This is a genomic window from Flavobacterium ranwuense, from assembly GCF_004349315.1.
Taxonomy (GTDB): domain Bacteria; phylum Bacteroidota; class Bacteroidia; order Flavobacteriales; family Flavobacteriaceae; genus Flavobacterium; species Flavobacterium ranwuense.
The window spans coordinates 42,959-55,787 of sequence record NZ_SMLH01000001.1; the positions used below are offsets into that span (position 1 = coordinate 42,959).

A 12,829-nucleotide genomic window follows, 5' to 3' on the forward strand; every position below is an offset into this window, starting at 1 on the left:
TTTTGTTAATTGTTATATTAATTCTTTTGAAATAAATTCTTCGTAAAACCCTTTCAATTTATTACTTTCTCTTACTACTTCCCCAATAACAATTATCGCTGGCGAACTTAATTTATTCTCAGTAACAACTTGTTGAATTGTATCTATAGTCCCAACACCTATTTTTTCATCTGGCATAGTTCCGTTTTGAATGACCGCTACGGGAATTTCCCCTTTGGATTCCTTTTGAAATAATGCTATAATTTGTTCCAATTTACTCATCCCCATCAAGATCACCACTGTTGCCGAAGACTGTGCTGCCAAGGCAACATCGTTCGATAATTTTCTGGCGGAAGTCGTTCCGGTAATTACCCAAAAACTTTCGGACACTCCTCTTTTGGTCAAAGAAATCCCTTGATAAGCGGGAACTGCAATCGATGATGAGATTCCAGGAATAACAAAGGTAGGAATTCCAAAGCTTTCTACATACTCTATTTCTTCGCTTCCTCTTCCAAATATAAATGGATCACCGCCTTTTAATCGAACCACATTACCATACGTAAGCGCATTATCCACAATCAACCGATTGATTTGATCTTGCGAATATTCATGACAGCCTTTTCTTTTTCCAACAAATATTTTAATGGATTTCTTTGGCGCATAAGTCAATATTTCCTCATTGGCCAAAGCATCATACAAAACCACTTGAGCTTCGGCAAGTGCTTTTGCGCCTTTGATGGTAAGCAAATCAGGATCTCCCGGACCTGCTCCAACTAAGGTTACGAATGGTTCTACTTTATTTCTCATCTGCTAAATCTTTTGCTCTATACGATTCTATACTTTCAAAAAAGGCTGCTGCTTCTTGAATGTATTTTTGTGCAAATTCCCCCGAAGGTTCATTTTGGTTGATTTGATATACCAAATCTCTTAACGAAGACTCCAATACAATTTTATTGGTTTCAATAAAAACAGTATCAAACAAATCGATAATTCCTGCGTGATTATTGGTCTTTTGATTTTCGGCAAGCAATAATGCTTTGGCACCATTTACAAAACCGGCATATGCTAAATAAATAGCATCAGCCCATTTTTTATCATCAAAAGCTTCTTGTGCAAACGTTAATTTATCTTTGGCTTCCAATAATAAAGTCGCTACCAAATCAATTACAACTCCGGCACATTCTCCTACTCCAACTGCTTTTACGTAGTTATCGGCATTTCCCCAATCTACGAAATCAGCTTCGGTCAAATTAGTTACATCTGCTAATGGTTTCAAAAATTCGTAAAAATATTTCTCACCTTTAGCGTCGTAATAATTCAAGAATGATTGTCCATTTGCATTCGCTTCAAAATCATTTAAGATGAAACGCAAGGCATCAGGTCCTCTTCTGCTTGGAATTTTGATTACTTTATCTGAAAACCTTCCTGATCCGTTTCCTAAATTTCCTCCGCCTAATAATACTTGAAGTGCCGGCGCCACCAATTTCCCAGAATTAATTGACATTCCCTGGAAACCAATTTCGGCCATATTGTGTTGTCCACAAGCATTCATACAACCACTAATTTTAATCGTGATCTCCTGATTGTTGCTGTATTGTGGATATTCCGTTTCCAAAACTCTTTCCAACTCTACCGCAATTCCTGTGCTACTTGCAATCCCTAGATTACACGTATCCGTTCCCGGACAAGCGGTGATGTCTGCTGTGGAATTATATCCTAAATCAACAAAATTAAGCCTAGCTAATTCTTGGTAGAAAAATTCCAAATTTTCTTCTTTTACATGACGTATCAGAATATCCTGTCTCAACGTAAAACGCAATTCATTAGCGGCATAATTTTTAATCAATTCTGCCAATGCTCTCGCTGTATCAGTATAAAAATCTCCTAATAAAACTTTGATTCCAATCGCTACATATCCGGCTTGTTTCTGAGGAAAAACATTTGATTTTTTCCAAGCTTCGAAAGCAGCAGTGTCTTCAATTACTACTTTTGGCGCTACCAATAAAGGAGCAGGAATTTCTCCTTCAAAAGCAGCCGTATCGATTTCAACCGTTTGGTAAGACAAAGCTTTTTTCTCTTCTTCCACCAATCGTAAAAACTCGTCTCTCCCAATATCTTTGATCAAGAATTTCATACGTGCTTTCAAACGTTTGGCTCTTTCACCGAAACGATCAAATATTCTCAAAACACCTTCAGTTGTTGGGATAATTTGGTTTACCGGAATAAACTCCGATAACAATTCCGCATGACTGGGCTGAGAACCTAATCCCCCACCTAACATTACTTTAAATCCTTTTTCGCCATTTACAATTTTTGGAATAAAACCTAAATCGTGTAAATAACTTAATCCTGTATCTTTATCCGAAGAAGAAAACGACATTTTGAATTTACGTCCCATTTCCTGACAAACTGGGTTTCTCAAGAAAAACTGAAACAACGCGTGTGCATACGGCGAAACATCAAAAGGTTCTTCCGTATCGATTCCTGCAGTTTCACTAGCAGTAATATTTCTCACGGTATTTCCACAAGCTTCACGAAGTGTAACATCATCTTTCTCTAATTCAGCCCAAAGCTGTGGCGTTCTGTCCAAACTAACATAGTGAATCTGAATATCCTGACGCGTTGTAATGTGTAAACGTCCTGTTGAATATTCATCAGAAACTTTGGTAATACGCAATAATTGTTCGCTTGTCACTTTTCCAAAAGGCAATTTGATACGAATCATTTGAACGCCTTCCTGACGCTGACCGTAAACTCCTCTAGCCAAACGAAGGCTGCGGAAACGCTCATCATCAATTTTCCCGTCACGGAATAAAGCAATTTTTCTTTCTAAATCGATAATGTCTTTTTGGACAATCGGGTCTTCTATTTCGGTTCTAAAACTTTGCATAATTATATTGTTTTTGGCAAAAGTTAGATTTAGTTTATAAATCCAACTCCAGCAGTTGTGTTGGTTGCAGCATCAATTAAAATAAAAGCGCCGTTTGATTTGTTGTCGTTATAGGCATCAAAATACAAAGCTTTGCTCAATTTAATATTTACTTCGCCTATCTCATTAATGCTCAATTGAGTCGCTGGTGTTACCCCTGAATAATCTGTTGCGATTATGTTTTTCACACTTTCAATTTTTGCTAAAACTCTGTTGGTATTGTGTTGTACCAAATATTTAGTGCCAGCAACTAATTTTTTGCTGTCCATCCAACAGATAGTTGTTTTGATATCTTTTTCGATTCTTGGAAGTTCATTCGATTTTACAATCATATCACCTCTGGTCACATTGATCTCATTTTCCAGTTCCAAAGTAATAGAAGAACCCGCAGTCGCTTCATCAAATTGCTGATCGAAAAAGTGGATGTTTGTCACTTTAGATTCTGTCAAAGAAGGAAGCACCGTTACCGCATCACCTACTTTTATATTGTCTCCGTACAACTTTCCGGCATATCCTCTAAAGTCATGGTATTCCTCCGTTTTTGGTCTGATAACTGTTTGAACCGGGAAACGTGCTTGTCCTTTTTCGTACACATCTTTTGGTTCTAAAGCTTCCAAATGTTCCAATACCGTTTGTCCGGTATACCAAGGCATGTTTTCTGATTTATCAACTACATTTCCACCATTGATAGCACTTAACGGAATGTAACTTACAACTTGTTCTTTAAATGTACTTTTTGCATTTAAAGCTTGGAAATCAGCTTTGATTTTATTGTACACTTCTTCCGAATAATCAACTAAATCCATTTTATTCACAGCAACAATCACTTCTTTTACTCTCAATAAATTATTGATAAAAAAGTGTCTGTACGTTTGCTCAATAACCCCTTTTCGAGCATCGATCAAAATGATAGATACTTGTGAAGTCGAAGCTCCGGTAACCATGTTTCTTGTATATTCTACGTGACCTGGAGTATCGGCAATGATGTAACTTTTCTTGGCTGTCGAGAAATAAATATGAGCCACATCGATTGTGATTCCTTGTTCTCTTTCGGCAACTAAACCATCGGTAGCCAATGAAAAATCTAAGTAATCGTATCCTTTTTGTTTGCTGCTTTTTTCTATTGCCTCAATCTTATCTGTAGTCAACGATTTTGTATCGTATAATAATCTTCCGATTAAGGTACTTTTTCCGTCATCTACACTTCCTGCTGTTGCTATTTTTAAAACTTCCATTCTTTTTTTGTTTAAAGTTTAAAAGTTTAAGGTTTCAAGTTTTCCCAAACACCTCTATATAAACTTCTAAATTTGTTTTTTTTTATTTTAAATGTTGAATTTTAAATTTTAAATGTCTCAGAACAATTCATAACTTATAATTCATAACTTATAATTATTTTCTAAAAGTATCCTTGTTGTTTTCTTTTTTCCATCGCAGCCTCAGAACGTTTGTCATCAATTCTGGCTCCTCTTTCTGAAATAGTTGAAGATCTGATTTCGCCAACTACTTCTTGAATCGTTGCTGCGTAAGAATCAACAGCTGCTGTACAACTCATATCTCCAACCGTTCTAAAACGAACAATTCTTTCTTCGATTTCTTCATCTTCTTCTTGATAAACAAATGGAGAATGTGACCAAATCATACCATCTCTCAAGAATACTTTACGTTTGTGTGAAAAGTAAATAGATGGAATTTCGATTTGCTCTTGTTCGATATAACTCCACACATCAAGCTCTGTCCAGTTCGAAATTGGGAAAACACGAACGTTTTGGCCATTTTCAATTTTTCCATTCAAAATATCAAACAATTCCGGGCGTTGATTTTTCTCATCCCATTGACCAAAATCATCACGAACAGAAAAAATACGTTCTTTCGCTCTTGCTTTTTCTTCATCACGACGCGCACCTCCAATACAAGCATCAAATTTGAATTCTTCAATTGCATCCAAAAGTGTAGTTGTTTGCAAACTGTTCCTGCTGGAGTATTTTCCTGACTCTTCTACTACTTTGCCTTCGTCAATAGCATCCTGAACATTTCTTACGATTAATTCCAATCCTAATTCAGCAACTAATCTATCTCTAAATTCAATTGTTTCCGGAAAATTGTGTCCGGTATCTACGTGTAACAATGGAAAAGGAATTTTAGCCGGGAAAAATGCTTTTTGTGCTAAACGCACCAATGTAATTGAATCTTTTCCACCGGAGAAAAGCAAAACTGGCTTGTCAAATTGAGAAATAACTTCTCTAAATATGTATATCGCTTCGCTTTCTAAAGCGTTTGTTTTTAATATCGTACTCATTTTTTTAATTTAAAGATTTAAATGGTTGAAAAATTTAAAAATTCCAACAATCATTTATAATTTATAATTCATAATTTAAAATTACTTCTGGTGCAAACCGCATTCTTTATGACTGGATTCCCACCACCATCTGCCCGCTCGTATATCTTCATCAGGAGTAATTGCTCTAGTACATGGAGCACATCCTATACTTACAAATCCTTGTTTGTGCAATGCATTTTGTGGCACATTATTTTTTTCTAAATAATCTTCTACTTCTTTCAAAGTCCATTTTAACAATGGATTGAATTTTATAATATCGAACTTCCCATCGTATTCAAAAACTTCTAAATCATTTCTGTTTTCGGATTGCTCTGCTCTCAAACCGGTAATCCAGATCGCATTTCCTTTTAAAGCTTTAGTCAAAGGCACTACTTTTCGAATGAAACAACATTCCTTTCTATTCTCCACCGATTCGTAAAAGCTGTTTGGCCCTTTTTTGTTTAATAATTCCTCTACTGCAGCTGCTTCGGGGAAATAAACTTCGATGTGTTTTTTATATTTCTTTAATGTCTTATGAAAAACATCATATGTCTCTTGAAATAATCTTCCTGTATCTAAAGTAAAAATGGTAATTGGTAAATCATTTTGACCAATTAAAGCCGTAATCACTTGATCTTCCTGTCCAAAAGAAGTCGAAAAAACTACTTTGTCTTTGTATTCATTAGCCAAAAAAGCAAGCGTTTCCTCAATGGATAGGCTTCTTGTTTTTTCTAATAAAGTATTGGTTATTGCTATACTCATAATTTCGTTTCTCTTTTATAATAATTTAGACAGTGTTTTTAAACTCAAAACGATAATTAAAATCCCTACCAAAATCATCATAGGTTTTCTCTTTATTTTATTGACTAAAATAGCGGCAATTGGAGCGGCAATCACACCACCTAAAATCAATCCTATAATCACTTGCCATCCTTGAATTCCCCCAAAAAGCATAAATGTTACACCACTGGCAAAAGCTACAGCAAACTCGGCTGCATTTACAGAACCGATAGTATAGCGAGGATTTCTGCCGTTTCCAAGCAAAGTTGAAGTCACAATTGGTCCCCATCCGCCACCGCCAACAGCATCCATAAAACCTCCGAAAGAAGCCAAAATACCTAATTTTTTAGTTTTCTTTTTAATGATATTCTTTTTTAATGCTTTTCTAATAATTATAATTGCCAGCGCAATCATATAAACTGCTATAAATGGCTTAATCATATCTCCGTCAATCACATCAGATAACAAATAAGCACCCGCAATAGAGCCCAAAACACCGGGAATTAATAAATGTCTCACTAATTTTTTATTGATATTCCCAAATCGATGATGAGAAATGGCAGAAACTCCGGTAGTAAACATTTCAGCAACATGAACACCTGTACTACTAATTGCCGGCGGAATTCCATACGCCAATAAAAAAGAAGTAGAAGTTGCTCCATAACCCATTCCTAAAGTTCCATCTACTAATTGAGCAAAAATCCCAATACAGAAAAAAATTAAAAACTCCTGATTGAAGCCTGCCAAAAAGCCATTCCAGGAAAACTCAGCATAATGATTGTACACTAATGTCGAAAACAATCCTACCAACAAAACAACAGGAATTATAACCCATAAACGCTCTGCGAAAGTAGTTTCCGATTTTGCACTGATATTAATCTCTTTCAATTCTTTGCTCATGCTTTTGAAATTCAACTGTTTTAATTATTTAAATCCATTACCCCATCGGAATAGTAGATTACTGTGCAAAAGTAAAACTTTTAACTTAACTACAAAATTTATTTTGTGATTTATTATCTAAAATGCAATATCAGCCAGTGTATTATTTTCCAATATCATAAGCGTATTGTCACGGACTTCAGTCATTAGTTTATGAACCGAACAATTGGCCTCGTCAACACAATCGTCACATTTTTCATAAAAATTATGGCTTACGCAAGGCAAAAGTGCGATTGGCCCTTCAAGAATTCGATAGACATGAGCCATATTAATGTCTTTTGGCTCTTTTATCAGGTAGTATCCTCCGCCTTTTCCTTTTTTGGCTCCTAAAAAACCAGAATAACGCAAGAGTAATAAAATACTCTCCAAAAACTTAATCGAAATGTTTTCACTTTTTGCAATATCCGCAATTGGAACCGGGATTTGATTCTCTTGACGAGCCAAAAATGACAACGCTTTTATTCCGTATTTTGTTTTTTTTGAAAGCATTTTAAAAAATATAAGATTGGAGATTAACGATTTTTGATTGCAACAAAAATATACTTTTTGATTTAAGAATACTGAATGGAGATTAACGATTTTTGATTTGTAGTAAATCTGCAATCAAAAATCGTTAATCTACATACTAAAAATCCTTACGAAAGTGCCTGCTCCAAATCAGCAATCACATCTCCCACGGTTTCTAAACCTACTGAAACACGAACTAAACCATCGGTAATACTTACTGCTAAACGTTCTTCAACTGATAACTTACTATGCGTTGTAGAAGCCGGATGCGTTACAATCGTTCTGGTATCTCCCAAATTTGGTGATAAAGAGCATAGTTTTAATTTATCCAAAAAGTTTCTTCCAGCTTCAAGACCGCCTTTTATTTCAAAAGCGACAATGTTTCCTCCCAATTTCATTTGCTTTTGAGCAATTTCGTATTGCGGATGCGATTTCAAGAAAGGATACTTCACTTTATTAACCTGAGGATGACTTTCCAGAAACTCAGCCACTTTCAAGGCATTTTCACAATGTCTATCTAAACGAATCGCCAAAGTTTCTAAACTTTTTGATAATACCCAAGCATTAAATGGGGATAAGGAAGGGCCGGTAAGTCGAGAAAATAAATAGATTTTTTGAATCAACTCGGCATCTCCAACTGTAATTCCACCTAAAACTCTACCTTGACCATCTATTAATTTTGTAGCTGAATGCACCACCAAATGTGCTCCCCATTTTATCGGTTGCTGCAAATAAGGTGTAGCAAAACAGTTGTCAATAATCAAAATCAAATTATGCTTTTTGGCAATAGTACCTAACAGTTCCAAATCGATAATATCTACCGCTGGATTGGTTGGAGATTCTGCAAAAAGAATCTTTGTATTAGGTTTTATCAAACTTTCAATGGTTTCTGGCTTGTCGATATTAAAATAAGATGTTTCAATTCCCCATTTTGGAAAATAATTGATAAACAATGAATGTGTCGCTCCAAAAACACTACTTGCCGAAACAATATGGTCTCCTGAGTTCAACAAAGCCGCCAAAGTTGAATACACAGCCGCCATTCCAGAGGCAAAGGCAAAACCCGATTCAGCACCTTCCATTTTACAAATTTTATCTATAAACTCGTTGGTATTTGGATTGCTGTATCGGCTATAAATATTTCGATCTTTCTCCTCAGCAAAAGACGCTCTCATATCTTCAGCATCTTCAAATACAAAACTAGAGGTTAAGTATAAAGGCACAGAGTGTTCCTGAAATTGGGTTCTTTCCAATTGGGTACGTATGGCTTGTGTTTCAAAACCAAATTCTTGTTCGTTCATTGTTATTGTTTTTCAAAGAGTTATTTCACAGAGATTCCCCTTGTAATCTTTCTATAAAAAAGACTCTTTATTGTTTTAAATTAAAGTTTTAAAAGTTCGTGAATTTAACTTTACGCCAATTCAACTCCGTTCAAAACTACTTTATAATGTATGGTTGCGGTTGGTTCCAATGTTTTTGAAACAGAACAATATTTCTCAAAAGAAAGTTGTGCGGCTCTAGCTGCTTTTTCTTCATTGATTGGGCCTTCCAAATAAAACACTATGTAAATATCCTTGAATGGTTTTGCCTCTCCTACTTGTACGCGTTCGCCTTCAACCTCAGCTTTGAAAGCCGTGATTTCCTGACGTTGTTTCTTTAGAATCGAAATCATATCAATCGCGCTACAACCTGCAACACCCATTAATACCAATTCCATTGGGCTTGCTCCCATATCATTTCCGCCAAATTCCGGACGACTATCTACATTTACAATATGACCACGTTCATTTTTTAATTCAAAGTGGAAATTGTCGTTTACTCTGTTAAGTGTTATTTTCATTGTTATCTTTTTTGAACGCTGATGACGCGGATTTCCAAACGCGGATTCAACAATTATTTTTATTCTAAAATCTAAATTCTAAAATCCCTAACCTTTATCCGACAGCCTCAAAATATCTCCAAAAACTCCTCTCGCCGTCACTGCTGATCCTGCGCCCGCACCTTGAATGACAATTGGTCTGTCACCATACGATTCCGTGTAAATTTCGAAGAAAGAATCTGAACCTTTTAATCCGCCTAAAGCTGTATCTGATGGCACAGAAACTAATTTCACTTCCAGATTCCCTTTGTCATTTTGCAAATCGCCCGACAATTCACCTATGTATCGCAATACGTGATTGGGTTTTTGCTCCGCTTTTATTTTAGCATAGATTGAATCAAACTCCGTCAGTTTATTTAGAAAATCAGAAACATCACCTTCCCGTAAATGTTCAGGAATTAAATTTTGAATATTGATTTCTTCAAACTCATTTTGCAAGTCTAATTCCCTAGCCAAAATCAATAATTTTCGACCTACATCATTCCCACACAAATCTTCTCTTGGATCAGGCTCGGTATATCCATTATCAATTGCTTCCTTCAATATTTCGCTGAACGGAGCGTCTTTGGAAGAAAAATTATTGAATAAATAACTCAATGTTCCAGAGAAAACACCTTTAATTTTCGTAATATTTTCTCCTGAAAGGTGTAATAATTTAATCGTATCAATCAACGGCAATCCTGCTCCAACATTGGTTTCATAAAGATAGCTCTTTTGATTGTCCGCAAGTACTTTTCGCAATTTTTTATAAAAACTATAACTTAATGTATTGGCTACTTTATTAGAAGAAATCAAATCGAAACTGCTTTCTGCCAGCGGAATATAATTTTCAACAAATGTGACACTTGCAGTGTTATCAATCGCAATCAAATTCTCCAAATGATGCTCATTTGCGTAAGCAATTACATCATCGATAGTATAAGAAAAGCCATTATTTTGAATTTCATTTTTCCAATTTGGAGTAACGCCGTTTTTATTTAAAAGTACATTACTTGAATTCGCAATAGCAAAAACATTCAGTTTGATGTCTTTTCTTTTCTCAATAGTTGCAGCTGATTCCAATATTTGGTTAATCAAAGTTCCACCCACTAATCCATGTCCGAAAATAGCGATATTAATTTTCTTAGAAACTCCAAAAATCTCCCCGTGAATCACATTTAAGGCTTTGTTCAGTTGTGATTTTTTAACCACTAAACTCACGTTTTTACCCGTAACTGTGTTATTGAAAAGTATAGGGACAATTTTATTTTTTATCAATGCTGTATAAGGCTTATGGAACGTACTTAAATCCTGCCCAATGATAGAAATCACCGAAACATTATCAGTAACCGTGATTTTATTCACATCTTTTGAATAAAAATCATTTTCGAATTCTTTCTCTAATTCGATCATTGCTTTAGTCGCTTTATCTGCGGCAACTACCAAACCAATTCCTCTTTCTGAAGAACCTTGAGAAATGATGCTTACGCTGATATCATTATCGCCCATCACTCTAAAAATACGGGCATCTACGCCAGTTTTCCCCAGCAATCCTCTTCCTTCCAGGTTAACTAATGATACATTTTCAAGTACCGAAAGTGTTTTAATTCCTTCTTTGCTAGAATTGGATGTGATTAATGTTCCTTTATTTTCGTGATTGAATGTGTTCAAAATACGAAGCGGAATGTTTTTTTCCAACAAAGGAATAATGGTTTTTGCATGAAGAATTGTCGCTCCAAAATTAGCCAACTCATTCGCCTCGTTAAAAGTCAAATGGTCAATTTTTTTAGCATCAAGCACTAAATCCGGATTCGCCGTATAAATTCCGTCTACGTGTGTATAATTCTGTAATTCGTCCGCATTTAAGTAATTCGCAATCAAAGAAGCGGTGTAATTACTGCCATTTCTTCCTAAAGTGGTTGTGTCATTATTGTTATTAGAACCAATAAAACCAGTAACAATGTTCACTGTTGTTCCGTTATTTTGCTTGAAATAATTGATTACATTTTTCTTTGAAATTTGTTCCAAAGGTTGTGCATCACCAAATTTAGAATCGGTTTTTATCAATTCTCGAGTATCGGCAAAACGGGCATTTATTCCATTTTCAACCAAAATAGCCGTCAGTAATTTTGCAGAAAGCAATTCTCCTTTTGATAAAATTTGGTCTTTAATTTTATTACTGTAATCGCCAATTAAACTAACGCCTTCGAATAATTTTTCTAAAACATTGAATTCCTCAGACAAATCTACCTCTTGGTAATTGTCTTGTTGGTACTTTTTGAAATCCTCAAATAAAGGTTTGTAATTTCCATTTTTAGAAGCAATACTTAAAATTTCTTCCAATTCATCAGTAGCATTTCCACGTGCCGATACTACAATAGCAATTTGCTCTCCTTGATTTACTTTATCTGTAATAATTGCAACTACCTTATTTATTCCGTCGCCATTCGATAAAGATTTACCTCCAAATTTTAATATTTTCATTTTGTGTGTTGTGTTGTGTTGCTTCTAAAAAATAGCAGCAAGCAAATTGTCTAATTGTTTGTATTCTATCAAAAAAGCATCGTGTCCGTGAATAGAAACAATTTCTTGATAGGTGACATTATTTTTATATTTTTTTAATCCCTCGTAAGTTGCTTTATTTTCATTTGCCGTAAAAAACAAGTCTGAGTTGATGCCGATAATATGAATATCAGCTTCAATTTTTGACGTTATTTCTTCGAATGAATCGTTGTTTCTGGTAATATCTATCGTCTTCAAGAGTTGATTCATCATTTTGTAAGACGAAATTTGAAAACGTTTTTGAAGCTTTTTGCCATGATGACCCAACCAACTTTCTACATTAAAAATGGCTAGTTCCTCATTTGTGGTTCTCTGAAATTTTGCAGTGAAAGATTCCGGAGTTCGGTAGCAAAGCATGGCATGAATTCGAGCATCTTCAATAGGTTTTGACGAATTTTTCAGGATTTGTTCCTGCAAAAAACAATTGGCAATTAACCAATCCGTCGACTTCCAATCGGTTGCAATAGGAATTAAATGTTGCGTTATTTTTGGTTCTAAAGCCACCAGTTCCCAAGCAATTCCTCCGCCAACAGAACCGCCAATAATAGCATAGAGTCGTTCTATTTTAAGGAAATGAACGCCTTCAATAAAAATTCTGGCAATATCTCTGGTATTAAAATCCGAATAATTTTCAATGATAGCATCATCAAAACCATTTCCGGGAACATTAAAAGCCAGAATCGTATATTTATTGGTATCGATGGTTTTATGCGCTCCAATTAAATCATTCCACCAACCGTTATCTCCCACAACTTGGGAATTTCCAGTCAAGGCATGATTTACCAAAACGATTGGAGCTGTATGTAAAACTGGTCCAAAAACTTGAAAACTTAAATTTAAGGTAGCATAAAAAGCCCCACTTTCGGTGGTGAAATTTTGTAATGTAATAGATGTTGGTTTATTTTCCAATTTCAAATCTTTTATGATTTTTGATTTGTGTCTGGAAATATTAGAAAGA

11 protein-coding genes are annotated in these 12,829 nt (G+C 35.2%); all 11 read right to left on the minus strand.

The genetic code is table 11. The annotated features are described in order from the left end of the window. Positions 1–12: 12 nt before the first annotated feature. The gene (gene cobA / locus E0I61_RS00195; protein WP_132068651.1) at positions 13–786 is read right to left on the minus strand and encodes a uroporphyrinogen-III C-methyltransferase; all 774 of its coding nucleotides are present in this window, start codon (positions 784–786) and stop codon (positions 13–15) included. After that, positions 776–2,869 (minus strand): HEPN domain-containing protein, encoded by a 2,094-nt coding sequence (locus tag E0I61_RS00200; RefSeq protein WP_132068653.1) that lies wholly within the window; start codon positions 2,867–2,869, stop codon positions 776–778. The genes cobA and E0I61_RS00200 overlap by 11 nt, the downstream gene beginning before the upstream one ends. Positions 2,870–2,898: 29 nt before the next feature. Next, positions 2,899–4,143, minus strand: a complete 1,245-nt coding sequence (locus E0I61_RS00205) for a sulfate adenylyltransferase subunit 1 (RefSeq protein WP_132068655.1) — start codon at positions 4,141–4,143, stop codon at positions 2,899–2,901. A 161-nt stretch (positions 4,144–4,304) separates the two neighbouring features. Continuing rightward, positions 4,305–5,204, minus strand: a complete 900-nt coding sequence (gene cysD / locus E0I61_RS00210) for a sulfate adenylyltransferase subunit CysD (protein WP_131991497.1) — start codon at positions 5,202–5,204, stop codon at positions 4,305–4,307. Positions 5,205–5,285: 81 nt separating this feature from the next. Next, positions 5,286–5,987, minus strand: a complete 702-nt coding sequence (locus tag E0I61_RS00215) for a phosphoadenylyl-sulfate reductase (protein ID WP_131991495.1) — start codon at positions 5,985–5,987, stop codon at positions 5,286–5,288. A 15-nt stretch (positions 5,988–6,002) separates the two neighbouring features. Beyond that, a complete protein-coding gene (locus E0I61_RS00220) occupies positions 6,003–6,905 on the minus strand; it encodes a sulfite exporter TauE/SafE family protein (RefSeq protein WP_131991493.1) in 903 nt (300 codons plus the stop codon). Between the two features lie 117 nt (positions 6,906–7,022). Next, positions 7,023–7,433: an RrF2 family transcriptional regulator gene (locus E0I61_RS00225; RefSeq protein ID WP_132068657.1), complete on the minus strand. Its 411-nt coding sequence runs from the start codon at positions 7,431–7,433 to the stop codon at positions 7,023–7,025. A 146-nt stretch (positions 7,434–7,579) separates the two neighbouring features. Continuing rightward, entirely contained in the window at positions 7,580–8,752 is a 1,173-nt protein-coding gene (locus E0I61_RS00230; protein ID WP_131991489.1) for a trans-sulfuration enzyme family protein, read from the minus strand. Positions 8,753–8,862: 110 nt separating this feature from the next. Continuing rightward, positions 8,863–9,291, minus strand: a complete 429-nt coding sequence (locus tag E0I61_RS00235) for an OsmC family protein (protein WP_132068659.1) — start codon at positions 9,289–9,291, stop codon at positions 8,863–8,865. A gap of 87 nt (positions 9,292–9,378) precedes the next feature. Beyond that, positions 9,379–11,793 carry a bifunctional aspartate kinase/homoserine dehydrogenase I gene (gene thrA, locus E0I61_RS00240; protein WP_235832036.1) on the minus strand — a complete coding sequence of 805 codons (2,415 nt, stop codon included), beginning with the start codon at positions 11,791–11,793 and terminating at the stop codon, positions 9,379–9,381. Between the two features lie 24 nt (positions 11,794–11,817). Then, positions 11,818–12,780, minus strand: a complete 963-nt coding sequence (locus E0I61_RS16390; protein ID WP_235832037.1) for an alpha/beta fold hydrolase — start codon at positions 12,778–12,780, stop codon at positions 11,818–11,820. Positions 12,781–12,829: the final 49 nt, after the last annotated feature.

Bases quoted from the DNA above. Each gene is read 5' to 3' on its own strand.
- E0I61_RS00205 (WP_132068655.1), bottom strand. From the start codon at position 4,143: ATGGAAGTTTTAAAAATAGCAACAGCAGGAAGTGTAGATGACGGAAAA.
- thrA (WP_235832036.1), bottom strand. From the start codon at position 11,793: ATGAAAATATTAAAATTTGGAGGTAAATCTTTATCGAATGGCGACGGA.
- E0I61_RS00225 (WP_132068657.1), bottom strand. From the start codon at position 7,433: ATGCTTTCAAAAAAAACAAAATACGGAATAAAAGCGTTGTCATTTTTG.
- cysD (WP_131991497.1), bottom strand. From the start codon at position 5,204: ATGAGTACGATATTAAAAACAAACGCTTTAGAAAGCGAAGCGATATAC.
- E0I61_RS00215 (WP_131991495.1), bottom strand. From the start codon at position 5,987: ATGAGTATAGCAATAACCAATACTTTATTAGAAAAAACAAGAAGCCTA.
- E0I61_RS00220 (WP_131991493.1), bottom strand. From the start codon at position 6,905: ATGAGCAAAGAATTGAAAGAGATTAATATCAGTGCAAAATCGGAAACT.
- E0I61_RS00200 (WP_132068653.1), bottom strand. From the start codon at position 2,869: ATGCAAAGTTTTAGAACCGAAATAGAAGACCCGATTGTCCAAAAAGAC.
- E0I61_RS00235 (WP_132068659.1), bottom strand. From the start codon at position 9,291: ATGAAAATAACACTTAACAGAGTAAACGACAATTTCCACTTTGAATTA.
- cobA (WP_132068651.1), bottom strand. From the start codon at position 786: ATGAGAAATAAAGTAGAACCATTCGTAACCTTAGTTGGAGCAGGTCCG.
- E0I61_RS00230 (WP_131991489.1), bottom strand. From the start codon at position 8,752: ATGAACGAACAAGAATTTGGTTTTGAAACACAAGCCATACGTACCCAA.